15 protein-coding genes and 1 pseudogene are annotated in these 18,655 nt (G+C 35.5%); 11 read left to right on the top strand and 5 right to left on the bottom strand.

Annotation, left to right across the window (positions count from 1 at the left end; translation table 11 throughout):
• Nucleotides 1-71: 71 nt before the first annotated feature.
• Nucleotides 72-1,373, top strand: a complete 1,302-nt coding sequence (gene eno, locus KGI96_RS06230; RefSeq protein WP_211598312.1) for a phosphopyruvate hydratase — start codon at nucleotides 72-74, stop codon at nucleotides 1,371-1,373.
• An 84-nt stretch (nucleotides 1,374-1,457) separates the two neighbouring features.
• Here the strand turns inward: eno and KGI96_RS06225 are convergent, their stop codons facing one another.
• Entirely contained in the window at nucleotides 1,458-2,270 is an 813-nt protein-coding gene (locus KGI96_RS06225; protein ID WP_211598370.1) for an HI_1241 family integral membrane domain, read from the bottom strand.
• A gap of 78 nt (nucleotides 2,271-2,348) precedes the next feature.
• On the opposite strand from KGI96_RS06225, the gene gloA reads away from it, so the two are divergent.
• The 8 genes from gloA (at nucleotide 2,349) to KGI96_RS06185 (ending at nucleotide 9,967) form a co-directional block, all read left to right on the top strand.
• Nucleotides 2,349-2,759 (top strand): lactoylglutathione lyase, encoded by a 411-nt coding sequence (gene gloA / locus KGI96_RS06220; protein WP_211598311.1) that lies wholly within the window; start codon nucleotides 2,349-2,351, stop codon nucleotides 2,757-2,759.
• A 10-nt stretch (nucleotides 2,760-2,769) separates the two neighbouring features.
• Nucleotides 2,770-3,354 carry a D-sedoheptulose 7-phosphate isomerase gene (gene lpcA / locus KGI96_RS06215; protein ID WP_211598308.1) on the top strand — a complete coding sequence of 195 codons (585 nt, stop codon included), beginning with the start codon at nucleotides 2,770-2,772 and terminating at the stop codon, nucleotides 3,352-3,354.
• Between the two features lie 214 nt (nucleotides 3,355-3,568).
• Entirely contained in the window at nucleotides 3,569-4,684 is a 1,116-nt protein-coding gene (potA, locus tag KGI96_RS06210; RefSeq protein ID WP_211598307.1) for a spermidine/putrescine ABC transporter ATP-binding protein PotA, read from the top strand.
• The gene (gene potB / locus KGI96_RS06205; RefSeq protein ID WP_211598305.1) at nucleotides 4,668-5,528 is read left to right on the top strand and encodes a spermidine/putrescine ABC transporter permease PotB; all 861 of its coding nucleotides are present in this window, start codon (nucleotides 4,668-4,670) and stop codon (nucleotides 5,526-5,528) included. Before potA ends, potB begins: the two co-directional genes overlap by 17 nt.
• Nucleotides 5,528-6,301 (top strand): spermidine/putrescine ABC transporter permease PotC, encoded by a 774-nt coding sequence (gene potC, locus KGI96_RS06200; RefSeq protein WP_211598303.1) that lies wholly within the window; start codon nucleotides 5,528-5,530, stop codon nucleotides 6,299-6,301. Before potB ends, potC begins: the two co-directional genes overlap by 1 nt.
• Nucleotides 6,302-6,322: 21 nt before the next feature.
• Nucleotides 6,323-7,348 (top strand): beta-N-acetylhexosaminidase, encoded by a 1,026-nt coding sequence (gene nagZ / locus KGI96_RS06195; protein ID WP_211598300.1) that lies wholly within the window; start codon nucleotides 6,323-6,325, stop codon nucleotides 7,346-7,348.
• A 260-nt stretch (nucleotides 7,349-7,608) separates the two neighbouring features.
• Nucleotides 7,609-9,147, top strand: coding sequence for a YjjI family glycine radical enzyme (locus tag KGI96_RS06190; RefSeq protein WP_211598298.1), 1,539 nt, complete (start codon nucleotides 7,609-7,611; stop codon nucleotides 9,145-9,147).
• Nucleotides 9,140-9,967 (top strand): radical SAM protein, encoded by an 828-nt coding sequence (locus KGI96_RS06185; RefSeq protein ID WP_211598296.1) that lies wholly within the window; start codon nucleotides 9,140-9,142, stop codon nucleotides 9,965-9,967. Before KGI96_RS06190 ends, KGI96_RS06185 begins: the two co-directional genes overlap by 8 nt.
• A gap of 65 nt (nucleotides 9,968-10,032) precedes the next feature.
• Here the strand turns inward: KGI96_RS06185 and aspA are convergent, their stop codons facing one another.
• The gene (gene aspA, locus KGI96_RS06180; protein ID WP_211598294.1) at nucleotides 10,033-11,457 is read right to left on the bottom strand and encodes an aspartate ammonia-lyase; all 1,425 of its coding nucleotides are present in this window, start codon (nucleotides 11,455-11,457) and stop codon (nucleotides 10,033-10,035) included.
• 240 nt (nucleotides 11,458-11,697) lie between these two features.
• Nucleotides 11,698-12,081, bottom strand: a complete 384-nt coding sequence (grcA, locus tag KGI96_RS06175; protein WP_211598292.1) for an autonomous glycyl radical cofactor GrcA — start codon at nucleotides 12,079-12,081, stop codon at nucleotides 11,698-11,700.
• Nucleotides 12,082-12,269: 188 nt separating this feature from the next.
• Between grcA and ung the strand changes: the two are divergent.
• A pseudogene (gene ung / locus KGI96_RS06170) lies at nucleotides 12,270-12,941 on the top strand (uracil-DNA glycosylase).
• A 97-nt stretch (nucleotides 12,942-13,038) separates the two neighbouring features.
• Complete coding sequence (locus KGI96_RS06165; protein WP_211598290.1) at nucleotides 13,039-13,965, top strand: SPFH domain-containing protein; 927 nt, start codon at nucleotides 13,039-13,041, stop codon at nucleotides 13,963-13,965.
• 134 nt (nucleotides 13,966-14,099) lie between these two features.
• Here the strand turns inward: KGI96_RS06165 and dnaE are convergent, their stop codons facing one another.
• Nucleotides 14,100-17,573 (bottom strand): DNA polymerase III subunit alpha, encoded by a 3,474-nt coding sequence (gene dnaE / locus KGI96_RS06160; RefSeq protein ID WP_211598288.1) that lies wholly within the window; start codon nucleotides 17,571-17,573, stop codon nucleotides 14,100-14,102.
• 7 nt (nucleotides 17,574-17,580) lie between these two features.
• Nucleotides 17,581-18,648, bottom strand: a complete 1,068-nt coding sequence (gene lptG, locus KGI96_RS06155; protein ID WP_211598286.1) for an LPS export ABC transporter permease LptG — start codon at nucleotides 18,646-18,648, stop codon at nucleotides 17,581-17,583.
• Nucleotides 18,649-18,655: the final 7 nt, after the last annotated feature.

Here is an 18,655-nt window from a genome sequence, read left to right as displayed (position 1 = left end):
AAAAAGCAAAATAGTTTTACTATATACAGTATTATTTTTTTTATTAACTTTCACTTAGAGGAAGAACAACAATGGCGAAAATTGTTAAAGTAATTGGTCGTGAAATCATCGACTCTCGTGGTAATCCAACTGTTGAAGCAGAAGTACATTTAGAAGGTGGCTTTGTCGGTTTAGCAGCGGCTCCATCTGGTGCCTCAACTGGTTCTCGTGAAGCATTAGAATTACGTGATGGCGACAAAACTCGTTTCTTAGGTAAAGGTGTTTTAAAAGCAGTTGAAGCTGTAAATGGTCCTATCGCAGAAGCGGTTGTAGGTAAAGATGCATCAGCTCAAGCTGAAATCGACCAAATTATGATTGATTTAGACGGTACTGAAAACAAATCTAAATTCGGTGCAAACGCAATCTTAGCGGTTTCATTAGCAAACGCAAAAGCAGCTGCAGCATCAAAAGGGTTACCTTTATATGCTCACATTGCTGAATTAAACGGTACAGCAGGTCAATACTCTATGCCATTACCAATGATGAACATCATCAATGGTGGTGAGCACGCAGATAACAATGTTGATATCCAAGAATTTATGATTCAACCAGTGGGTGCGAAAACATTAAAAGAAGCATTACGTATCGGTGCTGAAGTATTCCACAACTTAGCGAAAGTATTAAAATCAAAAGGTTTAAATACAGCAGTGGGTGACGAAGGTGGTTTTGCACCTAATCTTGCATCAAACGCTGACGCATTAGCTTGTATCAAAGAAGCAGTTGAAAAAGCAGGTTATGTTTTAGGTAAAGACGTTACTTTAGCGATGGACTGTGCATCATCTGAGTTCTACAACAAAGAAACAGGTATGTATGAAATGAAAGGTGAAGGTAAATCATTCACTTCTCAAGAGTTCACTCACTACTTAGAAAAATTATGTAATGAATACCCAATCGTTTCAATCGAAGACGGTCAAGACGAGTCTGACTGGGACGGTTTTGCATACCAAACTAAAGTATTAGGCGATAAAATCCAACTTGTTGGGGACGATTTATTCGTAACTAATACTAAGATCTTAAAAGAAGGTATTGATAAAGGTATCGCTAACTCAATCTTAATCAAATTCAACCAAATCGGTTCATTAACTGAAACGTTAGCAGCAATCAAAATGGCGAAAGATGCTGGATTCACAGCAGTTATTTCACACCGTTCTGGCGAAACTGAAGATGCAACTATTGCTGACTTAGCAGTAGGTACAGCAGCAGGTCAAATCAAAACGGGTTCAATGAGCCGCAGCGACCGTGTTGCTAAATACAACCAATTAATCCGTATCGAAGAAGCATTAGGTGAAAAAGCACCTTTCTTAGGTTTAAAAGCGGTTAAAGGTCAAGCGTAATTTAATAGTTAATCCATAATAAAAATACCACTAAGTTTAAACTTGGTGGTATTTTTTTATGTTCTAAGGCTGAATTTTAATTATTTAGATGTTTATAAAAGGGTATAAAATTGCCATAAAAGTTGCGATTGTCCAAGCGGTCATATTTTTAATATTTTTTCCTAATAATAGCCAACCCAACATAGCTAAAATGCAAAATTGTATAATAAAGTAACCGCTTACTGTTACATAATTAATAAGTTGTTGTGGTAAAAGATAAAGCACAAAGGCTGTCCAAATATAATTTAATACCGCAACCATAAGTGCAAGTTTAACTAATATTTTTAAAAATTTTTCTAAACGGCTTTCTGCCAGAACTAAAAACCAACCTGCAAGTAATATTCCTAATAAAATTTGAGCAAAATTATTTGCCCTTAACCAGTTAAATAATGAAGGTAACTCAAACCAATAAATTGCAAAATATTGGATAAATCCTATCGCTATAATACCAATGGCACAATAAATCATCGTGTTATAAACACTTTCCTCTTTAGGTTTTGGGAGTCGCCAATATATGATAGATAAGAATACGGCAGCCAAATTACTAATAATTGCAGGGGAGTGTTTTGGGGTAAATATAACGGAATATAAAAAATTCCCTATACTGAAAATGACAAGCAACGTTAAGACAAAAGTAAAACGTTTTCTTTGACCATTACAAATTTCACCTTTCCACAATACAATAAAACTGATTAAACCTAATGTAAAAAAGGAAAGTAAATAAGGTGAGATAAAAATGCTATTTCTTGGAGCAGAATAAAAATTTAATGCCATTTCAATAAAAAGCATTAACACGAAGGGTAGTGATGCGTGAATAGCGATTTCTTGTTTAGATTTTGAACTGTGATTATGCATAATAAATAAATTTAGCGATGATTTTAAAGGGGTATTATGCCATAATGTGAGCACTTTGTAATAACCCAATTAGGAGTTTTAATGCGAATTTTACATACAATGTTTCGAGTAGGCGATTTAGAGCGTTCTCTTCACTTTTATACAAAAATTTTAGGAATGCGTTTACTCAGAATGAGTGAAAATAAAGAATACAAATATACCCTTGCTTTTGTAGGTTATGAGGATGAAGACAAAGGTGCAGTTATTGAGTTAACCTATAACTGGGGAACAGAAAATTATGACTTAGGTACTGCTTATGGACATATTGCTCTGGGAGTGGATGATATATATGCAACTTGTGAAGCGATAAAAAAAGCAGGGGGTAAAATTACTCGTGAAGCAGGTCCAGTGTTAGGCGGCAATACCATTATTGCATTTGCAGAAGATCCTGATGGTTATAAAATTGAATTTATTGAAAATAAAAATGCCCAAAAAGGACTAGGTAATAGCTAAGGAGCAATCAATGTATCAACAACAAATTTTAAGTGAATTACAAGAAGCCGCAGATGTTTTGAATAAATTTATGACGGATGAAAAAAATATTCAGTTAATTCAAGAGGCGGCATTATTAATTTCAAATAGCTTTAAACAAGGTGGTAAGGTACTATCTTGTGGAAACGGTGGTTCGCATTGTGATGCAATGCATTTCGCCGAAGAATTAACAGGGCGTTATCGTGAAAATCGTCCAAGTTACCCTGCAATCGCTATTTCTGACGTTAGTCATTTAAGTTGTGTAAGTAATGATTTTGGTTATGAATATGTGTTCTCTCGTTATGTAGAGGGGGTAGGAAAAAAAGGAGATGTATTATTTGGGCTTTCCACTTCTGGAAATTCACAAAATATCATTAATGCAATGCAAGCTGCCAAAGCCAAAGGAATGAAAACCATTGCAATGACGGGAAAAGATGGTGGGAAAATGGCAGGAATTGCAGATATAGAAATTCGTGTTCCACATTTTCGATATGCTGATCGCACTCAAGAAATACATATTAAAGTTATTCATATTCTAATGATGTTAATTGAATTTGAAATGGCGAAAGACGTTTGATCCCTCACTTAAAAATAAAGAATTGCAGCATAATTTAAATTATTTATTATGTTGCAATTTTTTATAGAAAATTTGCAAATTTTTCTTTCCATCTTACCGCTTTAACTATATTATTAACCGCTTTTATTTTATACAAAAAAATGATAAAAAATTATTCAATTCATTTTTATTAATTATTACTCATTCTCGATATTTAGGAGGGAAACAACAGTAGATGGAAAAGCCAAATCAAACACCCATCATTGAATTACACTCATTAACCAAGCGTTATGATGATAAAACAATTATTGAAAATTTCGATCTTACCATTAATAATGGTGAGTTTTTAACTATTTTGGGTCCTTCAGGTTGCGGTAAAACAACAGTATTACGTTTAATTGCAGGATTAGAAGAGCCAAATGGTGGGATGATAAAACTAGATGGTAAGGATATTACTCATATTCCTGCAGAACATAGGCACGTCAATACCGTGTTCCAAAGTTATGCACTTTTCCCTCATATGACGATTTTTGAGAATGTGGCATTTGGTTTAAAAATGCAAAAAGTACCCAATACAGAAATTAAACCTCGTGTAATGGATGCGTTAAAAATGGTTCGTTTAGATCAAATGGCGAACCGTAAACCAAGTGAGCTTTCTGGTGGACAACAACAGCGTATTGCGATTGCTCGTGCGGTGGTCAATAAACCAAAAGTGTTATTACTGGATGAATCTCTTTCTGCGTTAGATTACAAATTGCGTAAAGAGATGCAAAATGAATTAAAAGAATTACAACGTCAGCTCGGTATTACCTTTATTTTTGTGACTCACGATCAAGAAGAGGCATTAACAATGTCAGATCGTATTATTGTAATGAATGAAGGAAACATTGAACAAGACGGTTCGCCTCGTGAAATTTATGAAGAACCGAAAAACCTATTTATTGCTCGCTTTATTGGTGAAATCAATGTGTTTGAAGCAACCGCAATTGGACGTATTGATGAGAAAACCGTAAAAGCAAATGTAGAAGGTCGAATTTGTGAAATTCATACGGATCTTCCTGTTGTTGAAGGGCAAAAATTAAATGTTTTATTGCGTCCAGAAGACATTGTAATTGAAGAGCTTGATGAAAATGAAAGTGCTAAAGCCGTAATTGGTCACGTAACCAACCGTACCTACAAAGGAATGACCTTAGAAACCAACGTGATGCTTGATCGTAACGGAATGAAAGTATTAGTTAGCGAGTTCTTTAATGAAGACGATCCTAATATCGATCACTCAGTGGGTCAGAAAGTGGCACTGACTTGGTATGAAGGTTGGGAGGTTGTACTTAACAATGAAACTCACGAGTAATAAATTCCAAAAAGTAACTATCGCTGTTATTTTTATCTGGTTGGTTTTCTTCGTTTTAATGCCAAATTTATTGGTGTTTGTGACCAGCGTAATGACCAAAGATAGCAGTAATCTTGTTGAATTTACTTTTTCATTAGATAGCTATAAACGTTTAATTGATCCGCTTTATTCAAAAGTATTATGGAATTCTCTGTATATGTCAGGAATTGCCACAATATTATGTTTATTGGTGGGTTACCCTTTTGCCTTTTTAATTGCGAAAAGCCCTAAAAAATATCGTCCATTTTTACTCTTTTTAGTGATTTTACCCTTTTGGACAAATTCACTTATTCGAATTTATGGAATGAAAATTTTCTTAGGCGTTAAAGGTGTATTAAATAATACATTATTAGCAATAGGCTTAATTGATAGCCCAATTCGTATTTTAAATACCGAAGTAGCGGTTATCATTGGCTTAGTTTATATCTTACTACCTTTTATGATCTTACCCCTCTATTCTTCAATTGAAAAATTAGATAATCGCTTATTAGAAGCAGCAAAAGATCTTGGTGCAAATGGTTTTCAGCCTTTTCTACGCGTTATCTTACCCTTAACAATGCCGGGTATTATTGCTGGCTGTTTATTAGTATTACTCCCTGCAATGGGAATGTTCTATGTTGCTGACTTATTAGGTGGGGCAAAAGTCTTACTTGTGGGTAACGTAATTAAGAGTGAATTTTTAGTCACTCGTAATTGGCCCTTTGGTTCAGCAATTAGCGTTGCTTTAACGGTATTAATGGCAGTGATGTTATATATTTACTACCGAGCCAATAAACTATTAAATAAAAAGGTGGAGTTAAGCTGATGAAACGTGTATTAAGAAACCTTTTTAGTCTTGGTGTCTATGCTTTCTTGTATATTCCAATTGTTATTTTAGTGGTTAACTCTTTTAATGCTGATCGTTATGGAATGCGTTGGAAAGGGTTTGATTGGAAATGGTATGAACGTTTATTTAACAATGATACTTTAATGCAATCTGCGTTACATTCAGTCACTATTGCCTTTTGTGCCGCTACTATTGCGACTATCATTGGCGGTTTAACTGCGATTGCGTTGTATCGTTATCTTTTTAGAGGTAAACAGTTGGTGGGAGGAATGTTATTTGTTGTGATGATGTCGCCAGATATCGTAATGGCGGTTTCATTCCTCGCACTCTTTATGTTTGTTGGAATGGCATTAGGATTTTGGTCATTATTATTTGCACATATTACATTCTGTTTACCTTATGTAGTAGTAACGGTTTCTTCACGATTAAGTGATTTTGATGGAAAAATGCTTGATGCAGCAAGAGATTTAGGTGCAAGTGAGTTTACGATTTTAAGTAAAATTATTTTTCCTTTAATTCTGCCTGCAATAGTATCAGGTTGGTTACTCAGCTTTACTATTTCACTAGATGATGTTGTTATTTCTTCTTTTGTAACAGGGGTGAGTTATGAAGTATTACCATTGAAAATTTTCTCTTTGGTAAAAACGGGGGTAACACCAGAAGTCAATGCTCTGGCGACTTTAATGATTGTATTCTCACTTATATTAATTATTTTAAGCCAATTAATTGGTAAAAAAAGTAAGATAAATTAATAACCTTTAGAGAAAATTATTATGTTACTTATAGATCTGGTCGGTAAAACACTGACTCAAGAAGAAAAAGAGCTATTAGTCCATCCTTTTGTGTCTGGGTTAATTCTCTTTAGTCGTAATTTTTACGATAAAGAACAACTTCAGGCATTAATTGACGCTATTCGTTCTCAAGTAAAGAAACCGTTATTGATTACAGTTGATCAAGAAGGGGGCAGAGTACAACGTTTTAGAAATGGTTTTACTCAGCTTCCTGCAATGCAATCTTTTCTGGCTTTAAATAAGCCTCACCTAGTCAAAGAGGCGGGATGGGTGATGGCGGCAGAAATGTTTGCATTAGATATTGATTTGAGCTTTGCCCCTGTTTTAGATTTGGGTCATCAATGTAAAGCGATCGGCGATCGTTCATTTGGTAGAAATATAGTTGAAATGTTACCGCTTGCTGAACAGTTTATTGATGGAATGCGAGAAGTGGGAATGGCAACAACAGGAAAACATTTTCCGGGTCACGGTCACGTAGTTGCAGATTCTCACTTAGAAACACCTTTTGATAACCGTGCTAAAACAGAGATTTTTGCTCAAGATATTCAGCCATTTGTAAGTCTCATTCAGAAAAATAAACTTTCCGCCATTATGCCTGCTCACGTGATTTATACACAATGTGACAACCAACCCGCAAGCGGTTCAAGTTATTGGTTAAAGGACGTTTTACGTAAACAACTTAATTTTAATGGTCTGATTTTTTCTGATGATTTGGGTATGAAAGGGGCAAGTTTTATGGGGGATTATGTCGAACGAAGTCAAAAATCCCTAAATGCAGGTTGTGATTTATTACTGCTTTGTAATGAGCGACAGGGCGTTATTCAAGTCTTAGATAACCTAAAATATATCCCAACCAAAGAGCATAAAGATCGTCATCTATCTTTACTCAAACACCCTAATGTTAACTGGAAAGACTTACAGACCAGCTCTCGTTGGAAAAAATCTTCTCAACAATTAAGTCAATTACAACAGCAGTGGTTAGAATTTGAAGAAAATAGTGAAGATTAAAATGGGTTTAGATTAAAAGTATAATGCGACATCTCTTACATTTCAATCGGGGCAACTACAAACTTTGACCTATTGATTTTAATAGCGGTTACATTAATGGTTAAATTTGCAAAATAAAATTTAAAGTACGATTTTTCCCTAACAATATTTTTCTATAAATTTGTTAACAAACTCACATAACGAACAAATTTAATTTGTCTATTTTTATACGCTCATTTAGAATATAACCTCAAGAATACAGTCAAAGGGGAGAATTTCAAATGCACTCGACCATTCAAGATATTTTAGATACCGTAAAATCCGATGCCTTAACTTGTCAGCAAAAAGGAATGTTACTGGCTAATATTGCTGAACGATTAATCAATCCAAAAGAGCTGTTAGGTTATACTGAAGAAGAATATAGCTATATTGAAAATCATATGATTTGTGATTTGAATGAAGGCTATGCGATTTATCGTCCACGCTACATTTTGCCTGATTATAATGTGTATATACAAAAAGGGTGTCAGTTTTTAGATTTGCCTGTGCCAACTAATTTGGACGAAGTGTTAGACGGTTTATTGATTATTTATTCCCACGTACCATCAATCACCACTTTCCCTGTGTATATCGGTCGTCTTGATCTATTGCTCGATCCTTTCATTACGGATGAAGAGCAAGATTACATTAAAATTAAACGTTTCTTAAATCACGTGGATAAAACCGTGCCAGATTCTTTCTGCCACGCTAATATCGGACCTTTGGATACCAAAGCAGGACGCTTAATCTTAAAAGCCGTGATTGAGCTTGAAAATCCAACCCCAAATATGACCATTCGTTACGACAAAGCACAAACATCCCAAGAATTTGCTGAGCTTGCCGCGAAAGCCTGTTTATTGGTCTCAAAACCGTCTTTTGCGAACGACCCGTATTATAAATCAGAACTCGGCGAAGCCTACGGTATCGCAAGTTGTTATAATGCCTTACCTGAATGTGGCGGTGCTTACACCTTAACACGTTTACGTTTGGGTACTATCGGACGAGCTTGCAAAACTGTTGATGAAATGGTCAATCACTTATTCCCCAAAGTGGCAAAATTAGCCCTTTCTACAATGGATAAACGCCATAAATTTTTAGTCGAAGAAAGTAATTTCTTCAAAACCGATTTCTTAGTCAAAGAAGGCTTTTTAGAACCGCATAACTTTACCAGTATGTTGGCAATCGTTGGTTTAGCCGATGCCACCAACCATTTATTACAATGTGAAGGCATTGATGAAACCTTTGGTAAAAGTGAACGTGGTGAAGAAATTGCCACTGCCATTATGGATAAATTAGAAGAAATCACCAACGCTCACAAAGGTGTTTATGTAGAGCGTACCAACGGACGTTATCTACTACACGCTCAAGTCGGAGCAAGTATTAATGAAGAAGATAAAGCGAACAACCCTGCACACCGTATTCGTGTTGGGCAAGAGCCGTCATTATTGCCACACTTAAAACAATCCGCCCCTTATCATAAATATTTCCCGTCAGGTACAGGGGACTTATTTGCCTTTGATCAAACCTATGTTGATCATTTAGATGCCGTTGTGGATATTATTGACGGTGCTTTTGCTAACGGCTATCGCTATATCACAACTTATCTTAAAAATACCGATTTGATCCGTGTTACAGGCTATCTTGTGAAGAAAAGCGAAGTAGAAAAATTCCGTAATGGTGAAGCCGTAATGCGTGATACCACTTGGTTTGGTTCAGGTACAGATGAATGTGCCCAAGTCTTTGATCGCCAGTTGCGTGATGAAAAAGATGTAAATGCGTAATCCGCAAATTTTTAATAAAAAACAACCGCTTAGCGAACAATCTCTAAGCGAAATCACCCTCCCTCTACATCGGATTATCCCCTTTTCAAATGTAGAGGGTATGGGCAATCGTACTAGTATTTTTCTGCAAGGTTGCAAGCTCAACTGTTTATATTGCCACAACCCTGAAACTATTCCTCGCTATACCGATGAAAGTAAAAAAGTCAGTTTAGATTATCTATTCCAACAAGTAATGGATGCGGTACCTTTTATTCGTGGTGTAACGGTTTCAGGTGGTGAGCCTACCATCCATCATAAAAAATTAGTGCCATTATTTAACGCTCTAAAAGAGCAAGGATTAACTTGTTATTTAGATAGCTGTGGTTTTTTTGATTACGATAAAACCGCAGAACTTATTGAGGTTACCGATAAATTTTTATTTGATCTTAAAGGTATTGGTGAGGGTCTACAGAGTTTATGTTTTGATCGTAAAAATCGTGAGGGCAAGGTTTATCCTGAAAGAATAGCGATAACGGATCATATCAAGCGGTCAAATTTAGATCGAAATTTACAAAATTTAGAAAAATTACTCAAACTCAACAAAATAGAAGAAATTCGCCTTGTAATGATCAACGGTTTTTTTGATGAAAAGCGATTGATTAAAAAAGTGGCTGAATTAAACCCACCAAAAGAAGTTATTCTCAAAATAATCCGAGTGCATAATAAAGGCACAAGAGATCCCGAAGGGCTAGCACCTTATATTCCAACTACCGATGAAATAGATGATCTCACTAACTATGCCAAACAGTGTGGATTTGAGAAAGTTGTTACCATTTACTAAGCGGTAAGATATCGCTCAAAATTTGCAAATTGTTGATAACATCTTACCGCTATAAAAGTCAAAAATTACTCTTCGTCAGCAAATTTTTTTGCTTTATATTTAGGGGTCATTAAATTTTCAGGTGAAAGAATATCATCAATTTCTGCTTCCGTTAATAAGCCTAATTCAAGTACGACTTCTTTTACGCTCTTACCTGTTTTAGCACACATTTTACCTACGATATCGCCATTATGATGTCCAATAAATGGATTAAGGTAGGTTACAATACCGATTGAGTTAAATACGTAATCTTGGCAAACCTGACGATTTACGGTGATGCCATCAATACATTTATCTCGTAAATTTACACAAGCATTCGCTAATAAACTAATTGATTCAAACATTGCTTGACCAATCACTGGCTCCATTACGTTAAGTTGCAGTTGTCCTGCTTCCGCCGCAAAAGTTATTGTAGTATCGTTACCGATCACTTTAAAGCACACTTGGTTCACCACTTCTGGTACAACAGGATTGACTTTTGCGGGCATAATAGATGAACCTGCTTGTAATTCTGGCAGGTTAATTTCATTTAACCCTGTGCGTGGACCTGATGAAAGTAAACGTAAATCGTTACATACTTTTGAAAGTTTTACGGCAGTACGCTTTAACGCACCGTGTACCATTACATAAGCCCCACAGTCAGAGGTGGCTTCGATTAAATTTTCTGATACTGAACAAGGTAATTGAGTCACTTCTGATAAATATTTCACTACCAGTTCAGAATAACCTTGAGCGGTATTTACACCTGTACCAATCGCAGTTGCGCCTAAATTTACTTCTAATAAATATTGAGAGATAATTTTTAAATTACGTAGTTCTTCATCAAATAATACGGAAAAAGCTTTAAATTCTTGTCCAACGGTCATAGGGACGGCGTCTTGTAATTGAGTACGTCCCATTTTTATTACATCAGCAAATTCAATGGCTTTATTGTTAAATGCTTCTTGTAGGTAGCGTACCTTTTCAATCATTTCCATAATGCTATTATATACCGCAATTCTAAATCCTGTTGGGTATGCATCATTGGTTGATTGACTTGCATTTACGTGATCCATAGGATCAAGGAATTGGTATTCACCTTTGTTATGCCCTAAAATTTCTAATGCTAAGTTTGCCACGACTTCATTGGTATTCATATTGACCGAAGTACCCGCTCCACCTTGATAAACATCAGAAGGAAATTGATCTAAACAGCGACCATTTTCTAAAATTTCATCACAAGCAATAATTATTGCTTTTGCAATTTTTTTAGGAATAACGCCTAATTCACCATTTGCGAGTGCCGTTGCTTTTTTTACCATTACCATTCCACGTACAAATTCAGGCACGTCAGAAATAGTCGTTTTTGATATATTAAAGTTTTCAACTGCTCGCAGAGTATGAATGCCCCAATATACATTACTAGGGACTTCACGTTTTCCTAATAAATCTTCTTCGATACGAATGCTCATTTTTTTCTCCTTAATTTGGGTGTTGTTATTTTTTTATACAGAATAATTAAAACACAAAAAGAGAGTATTGAGATCAGATTTTTATTATTTAGAGTACGATATTATTTGATAATATCAATTATATTTTTTTATTTAGAGATAATTTCGTAAATTTTTACTAGAAAGTCACCGCTTGTGGTGAATGAGAGATAATAAAAAAAAGCACCAGAGAAGGTGCTTTTAAGAAATCGTTAATATAAATTACAGACTTTCAGTGAAAGTACGAGTAATGACATCACGTCGTTGTTCTGGTGTTAAAGAGTTGAAACGTACTGCATAACCAGAAACACGAATGGTTAATTGAGGGTATTTTTCTGGGTTGTTTACTGCATCTTCTAATGTTTCACGGCGTAATACGTTTACGTTTAAGTGCTGACCACCTTCAACTTTAATTGTTGGGGCAACATTCATTTCCACTTCACGGTATGCAATTTCACCTAATTCATTTAATGCCACAACTTGGTCTTCTGTATAGTCACCTTTAGCACATAAACAACGCGCTTCATTTTTTTCTTCATCTAATAACCAAAAAGAATTTACTAAATTGCTATTTGAAGATTCTGTAATTTGTACACCTTTAATCATTTGGGTTACTCCTAAGTTTTATAAAAAAAGTTGATAATTTAAAAATTATTTTATCATTCTACCCATTTTGATAAATAATGCTAGAAATTTAACCATATTTTTGTAAATTTCTCTTATATGCGATAATATAATTCTAAAATGTTAATAATATTTCGTAATAAATAAACAATTTTAACAAAGGGTTAACAATGAAAAATTGGACAGATGTAATTGGCGAAGAAAAATCTCAACCTTATTTTCAACAAATTTTACAATTTGTGAAAAATGAACGTTTAAAAGGCAAAACTATTTATCCTCCTCAAAATGAAGTATTTAGTGCTTTCTCATTAACAGAATTTAGTGATGTAAAAGTTGTTATTTTAGGACAAGACCCTTATCACGGTATCAATCAAGCACACGGATTAGCATTTTCAGTAAAACCTAATATTGCCCCTCCCCCTTCTTTAGTTAATATGTATAAAGAGTTATCACAAGATATTGAGGGATTTCAAATTCCTCAACACGGCTATTTGGTGGATTGGGCGAAACAAGGCGTATTTATGCTTAATACAGTTTTAACTGTTGAACAACATAAGGCACATTCACACGCTAATATTGGTTGGGAAACTTTCACTGATAAAGTTATTAGCCAATTAAATACACAGCGAGATAATTTAGTTTTTTTACTTTGGGGAAGCCACGCTCAGCGTAAAGGACAGTTTATTGATCAAACTCGTCATTGTGTTCTAAAAGCACCTCACCCCTCTCCTCTTTCTGCCTATCGAGGTTTCTTTGGCTGTAAACATTTTTAAAAAACAAATGAGTATTTGAGATCGCAGGGAATTGCTGAAATTAATTGGCAGTTGCCTATCGAAATTTAAATGGCATTATTGGTTATTATGGTAGCTTGATACTGGAAATAAATTCTAGGAAGTGTAAGATGTAATGGAAATCAATTTCTATTATAGGAGAAAATGTATGTTTGGTTTTGAGATTTCAGCTTTCCCGATTTTATCGGTAATTTTTGTTATTTTTGTTATAGTCGTATTGTATTCTACGTTAAAAATTGTACCACAGGGTTATAATTGGACAGTAGAGCGTTTTGGTCGTTACACCCGAACTTTACAACCGGGTTTAAGCATTGTTGTTCCTTTTGTGGAGCAGGTTGGTCGTAAAATTAATATGATGGAGCAGGTGCTTGATATTCCTTCACAGGAAGTTATTTCTAAAGATAATGCAAGTGTATCCATTGATGCGGTTTGTTTTGTTCAGGTTGTTGATGCACGTAGTGCTGCCTATGAAGTGAATAATTTAGATCAAGCCATTATTAATTTAACAATGACCAATATGCGTACGGTACTAGGTTCAATGGATTTAGACGATATGTTGTCACAGCGTGATTTAATTAATGGACGTTTACTTGGTATTGTTGATGAAGCCACGAATCCTTGGGGTGTAAAAGTGACCCGTATTGAAATTCGTGATGTAAGTCCTCCAAAAGAGTTGATTGATGCAATGAATGCTCAAATGAAAGCAGAGCGTAATAAACGTGCTGAAATTCTAGAAGCGGAAGGGGTGCGTCAAGCAGAGATTTTACGTTCTGAAGGGGATAAACAGTCTCGTATTCTTCAAGCTGAAGGAGAACGTCAAGAAGCCTTTTTAAGAGCAGAAGCACGTGAGCGTGCTGCAGAAGCAGAAGCAAAAGCAACGCAAATGGTATCTGATGCGATTACGGCGGGGAATACACAAGCGATTAACTATTTTATTGCTCAAAAATATACTGAAGCTTTGAAAGAGATTGGTAGTGCAGATAACAGTAAAGTAGTCTTAATGCCATTAGAGGCATCAAACTTAATGGGTTCAATTTCAGGAATTGCAGAATTGTTGAAAGGGGATAAGAAGTAGTATTAAGTTGTGTGGAGGCAGTACGCCTCCACTAAATCGCTATTAATTATTGTTATATCAAATCGAATATAACTTGTAAATTTGTGAAAAAATGTTACCGCTATATTTCATATTTTGGCTTGTATTTTCTAATCTCAAAACTCTAATTCAACGGCACTTTCACCTAATAAGTTTTGAAGTTGTTCAATCATTTCGTTGTTAGGTGTTATTCGCCATTCAACACCACTTTTTATTAATGCTTTTGCTTGAGGGCTTTGGTAATAGAAATGTAGTGGTAATGTTCCTTCTTTATTTGGCGCTATAATTTGGGTGAGTTTTTTTATAAAATCTGGTGTAATCTGTTGTTGGTTTATTGCTAATGCTAAGCTTTTAGCATAACGACTACGAGCTTCATCAAGGCTAATAATTTCACGTACCAACATTCTAAAACCATTATTATAATTATCAAATTGTACAGAGCCAGTAACAATAATAATTTTATCTTTTTCTAATAAAACGCCATATTGCTCAAGAGCTTCAGAAAATAGGGTGATATCTAATTTTCCAGATCGATCTTCAATGGTCGCAATACCTATTCGGTTTCCCTTTTTGGTAACCGCAATACGTGAATTCATAATCAATCCTGCGACTGTGACAGTTTTACCTCTTGGGGTTGGTTGTAATTCGTTTAAACGTATCGATGAATAATGAGATAACTCTTTTAAAAAGCGTCCTATCGGATGTCCACTAATGTATAAACCCAGTGTATTTTTTTCACCTTCTAAAATAACTTGTTCTGTCCATTTTGGGGTATTCGCATAAGCACTTTGAACTTCTTCAGGTGTTTCTGTTAGAATACCAAACATATCTGTTTGTCCCAATGCTTCCATTTTACTGTGCTGATCTGCCGCTTTTAGAGCATCTTCTAAATTTTTCATTATAGCGGCACGATGTGGACCTAGATTATCAAAAGCACCAGACATTATTAACGCTTCAAAAGTACGACGGTTGATTTTTTTTAGATCAATGCGAGCGGTTAAATCAAAAAGATCTTTGAAAATACCCTCTTTTTTACGTGCTTCAAGTATTGCTTCAACAGGACCTTCTCCAACTCCTTTGATTGCACCAAGTCCATAAACAATTTCACCTTTTTCGTTGACACTAAAGCGATGCTGTCCTGAATTTACATCTGGTGGTACAACGGTTAAACCCATATTGATACATTCATCATAGAAACCTACGAGTTTATCCGTATTATCCAATTCTGAACTCATTACTGCTGCCATAAATTCTGCTGGATAATGGGCTTTCAACCACAAGGTTTGATAAGAGACTAACGCATAAGCAGCTGAGTGCGATTTATTAAATCCGTAACCTGCAAATTTTTCTACCAAGTCAAAGATTTTCATCGCCAACTCGCCATCAACGTTATTTTTTTCAGCCCCTTCTTTAAAGACAGAACGTTGTTTTGCCATTTCTTCTGGTTTTTTCTTACCCATTGCACGACGCAATAAATCTGCTCCACCAAGGGTGTAACCTGCTAATACCTGAGCAATTTGCATTACTTGTTCTTGATATAAAATAACGCCATAGGTTGGTTCTAAAATGGTTTTTAGGCTATCGTGTTGGTATTTTACATCTGGATAAGAGACCTCTTCTCGACCGTGTTTACGATCAATAAAGTTCTCAACCATTCCCGAACCGAGTGGACCAGGGCGGAAGAGCGCTACTAGTGCGATAATATCTTCAAAGCAGTCTGGTTTTAAGCGTGAAATCAAATCTTTCATTCCACGAGATTCGAGCTGAAAAACAGCGGTAGTTTTAGCTTTTAACAGTAAATCAAAAGAAGTTTTATCGTCAAGAGGAATACTTTCTATATTAATAGGATCTTTCCCCTCTTTTTTCAAACGAGCATTAATCATTTCTAATGCCCATTTTATAATAGTAAGAGTGCGTAAACCTAAAAAGTCAAATTTAACTAAACCTGCATATTCAACATCATTTTTATCAAAATGCGTAACAGGGTGTTGCCCTTCACTATCACAATAAAGAGGGGAGAAATCTGTAATGGCATTTGGTGCAATAACAACGCCTCCCGCGTGTTTTCCTGCATTTCTAATTACACCCTCAAGTTTGCGAGCCATATCAATTAAGGATTTAACTTCTTCATCTGTCTCATAAAGTTCAGGCAATTTTGGTTCTGCTTCAAAAGCCTTTGCTAGGGTCATACCTGGATCGAGTGGAATTAGTTTAGAAATACGATCTACAAAGCTATAAGGATGTCCGAGTACTCGTCCTACATCTCGAATAACGGCTTTTGCTGCCATTGTTCCAAAAGTAATAATTTGAGAGACTGCCTTACTTCCATACATTTGTGATACGTGTTCAATCACACGATCTCGTCCTTCCATACAGAAATCGACATCAAAATCAGGCATAGAAACACGTTCAGGATTTAAAAAACGCTCAAAAAGTAAATCAAATTGAAGTGGATCAAGATCGGTGATTTTTAAGGCATAAGCAACCAGTGAGCCTGCACCAGAACCTCGCCCGGGACCAACAGGGACTCCATTATCTTTTGACCATTGAATAAATTCCATTACAATTAAGAAATAACCGGGAAAGCCCATTTGGTTGATAACTTCAAGTTCAATTTGCAAACGTTCGTCATAATCTACCCGCTTCTCCGCACGTTCTTTAGGATCAGGAAATAAAAAGGCTAAACGTTCTTCTAATCCTTGCTGTGATTTTTGTACTAAAAAATCTTCAGGTGTAAGATCACCTGTTGGGAAATTGGGTAAAAAATATTCACCTAAACGAATAGTGACATTACAACGCTGAGCAATATGTACGGTATTTTCAATGGCTTGTGGAATATCTGCAAATAATTCACACATTTCTTGTTCCGTTCTGAAATACTGTTTTTCTGAGTATTTTTGAGGACGTTTAGGATCATCTAAAGTATAAGCATCGTGAATAGCCACTCGAATTTCGTGTGCTTCAAAATCCTCTTCTTTTAAGAAACAGACATCATTGACTGCCACTAATGGAATTTGATGTTTTTGAGAAAAAAGAATGGTGTGTTGAATATAACGCTCTTCATCATTGCGAGAGGTACGACATAATGATAAGTAGTAATGATTAGGGAAATATTGTTGATAAAAGGCGATTTTTTTATCAGCATCTTGTGGATTTTCTTTTAATAATGCTTTTCCAATATCCCCATTCCGACCACCAGAAAGCACAATAATGCCCTCATTCAGTTCTGCTAACCACGCTTTTTCAATAATAGGAAATTCAATATAGCCTTGTTGATAGGCTTTCGAGATCAGCAAGGTGATATTTTGATAGCCAATGTTATTTTTTGCTAATAAGGTGAGTTCATCGTACTCTTCGGTATCTGGCGTTGCTCGTACCAAAATATCTATACCAATAATAGGTTTAACCCCTGAATTTTGTGCTTCACCATAAAATTTCACTAAGCCACAAAAATTACAAAAATCAGTGAGTGCAATGGCTGGCATATCATTATCGACACAGGTTTTGATAAGTGGTTTCACTTTGGCTAAACCATCAATGATTGAAAAATCACTGTGAACACGTAAATGAATAAAACGAGGATTAGACATAAATTTTTTAATCTCTTTTTTTAGTTAAAAGCCACCAAACAACCGTCAAACTTAAGATACTCGGTACTAATGCACCGACTACAATCGGCAACCAAGACACCACCAAGCTAAGATTTCCAAAGACAATATTTGTTACGTAAAAGATAAAGCCAGCAATAATACCAATTACTACTTTTGCACCAGTGGTACTGCTTCTCAGTGGTCCAAAAATAAAGGACATTGCGAGTAACATCATTACTGCCATAGACAATGGTTCAAATGCTTTACGCCAAAATGTAATTTCAAAACGTTTTGAGTCTTGCCCTGTTTGTTTTAAAAAGGTCACGTATTCTTTTAATTCTGAAAGGGATAATGATTCTGCTTTTAGCGCAACTACACCAAGTTTATTTGGCGTAATACTGGTTTGCCATTGTTCATTTTTCTGTTTAACTCGAATAATACCTGTTGGTGTAATATCTGCTTTTTCAATATTTTTAAGCTGCCAGCTATTTTTAGTATAAACCGCTTGTTTGGCTTTCAACACAGACTTTAAATGACGATCTTCAAATTCATAAATTAAAATGTTACTTAAATTTTTATCAGAAGTAACACGTTGAATATAAACAAATTTATTTCCATCTTTTGCCCAAAACCCACTTTTTGTGGCAAGCATCGTACCGCCTGTTTGAGCCACTGAACGCATATTTCTTGCAAATTGCTCAGTTTGTGGCACTCCCCATTCTCCCATTACCATTGTAATTAAGACTAAAGGAATAGCCGTTTTCATCACTGCTACACCAACTTTAAAACGAGAGAAACCAGAGGCTTGCATCACGATTAGTTCACTACGACTTGCCAAACCACCAAGTCCAACTAAAGAACCAAGTAATGCAGCCATAGGAAAAAAAGTTTCAATATCACGAGGGATCATTAAAAGCGTATAGTAAGCAGCGTGTAACCCATCGTAGGTTCCTTTGCCAACTTGACGAAATTCTTCAACAAACTTAATAATTGCACCCAATCCCACTAACATAAAGAGGGTAAGCATTATGGCGGAGAGAATGGTTTTTCCAATATAACGTTCTAATACATTCATTTTATTT

It is taken from the genome of Phocoenobacter atlanticus subsp. cyclopteri (assembly GCF_018343795.1).
GTDB classification, from domain to species: domain Bacteria; phylum Pseudomonadota; class Gammaproteobacteria; order Enterobacterales; family Pasteurellaceae; genus Phocoenobacter; species Phocoenobacter atlanticus.
Note: the sequence above shows the minus strand (reverse complement) of the source record. Positions and strands in the feature narration are given on the sequence as shown.

Excerpts from the sequence above, each read along its gene's own strand:
- KGI96_RS06185 (WP_211598296.1), top strand. The coding sequence starts at position 9,140 with ATGCGTAATCCGCAAATTTTTAATAAAAAACAACCGCTTAGCGAACAA.
- aspA (WP_211598294.1), bottom strand. The coding sequence starts at position 11,457 with ATGAGCATTCGTATCGAAGAAGATTTATTAGGAAAACGTGAAGTCCCT.
- potC (WP_211598303.1), top strand. The coding sequence starts at position 5,528 with ATGAAACGTGTATTAAGAAACCTTTTTAGTCTTGGTGTCTATGCTTTC.
- nagZ (WP_211598300.1), top strand. The coding sequence starts at position 6,323 with ATGTTACTTATAGATCTGGTCGGTAAAACACTGACTCAAGAAGAAAAA.
- lptG (WP_211598286.1), bottom strand. The coding sequence starts at position 18,648 with ATGAATGTATTAGAACGTTATATTGGAAAAACCATTCTCTCCGCCATA.
- KGI96_RS06165 (WP_211598290.1), top strand. The coding sequence starts at position 13,039 with ATGTTTGGTTTTGAGATTTCAGCTTTCCCGATTTTATCGGTAATTTTT.
- eno (WP_211598312.1), top strand. The coding sequence starts at position 72 with ATGGCGAAAATTGTTAAAGTAATTGGTCGTGAAATCATCGACTCTCGT.
- KGI96_RS06190 (WP_211598298.1), top strand. The coding sequence starts at position 7,609 with ATGCACTCGACCATTCAAGATATTTTAGATACCGTAAAATCCGATGCC.
- potA (WP_211598307.1), top strand. The coding sequence starts at position 3,569 with ATGGAAAAGCCAAATCAAACACCCATCATTGAATTACACTCATTAACC.
- lpcA (WP_211598308.1), top strand. The coding sequence starts at position 2,770 with ATGTATCAACAACAAATTTTAAGTGAATTACAAGAAGCCGCAGATGTT.
- potB (WP_211598305.1), top strand. The coding sequence starts at position 4,668 with ATGAAACTCACGAGTAATAAATTCCAAAAAGTAACTATCGCTGTTATT.
- gloA (WP_211598311.1), top strand. The coding sequence starts at position 2,349 with ATGCGAATTTTACATACAATGTTTCGAGTAGGCGATTTAGAGCGTTCT.
- grcA (WP_211598292.1), bottom strand. The coding sequence starts at position 12,081 with ATGATTAAAGGTGTACAAATTACAGAATCTTCAAATAGCAATTTAGTA.
- dnaE (WP_211598288.1), bottom strand. The coding sequence starts at position 17,573 with ATGTCTAATCCTCGTTTTATTCATTTACGTGTTCACAGTGATTTTTCA.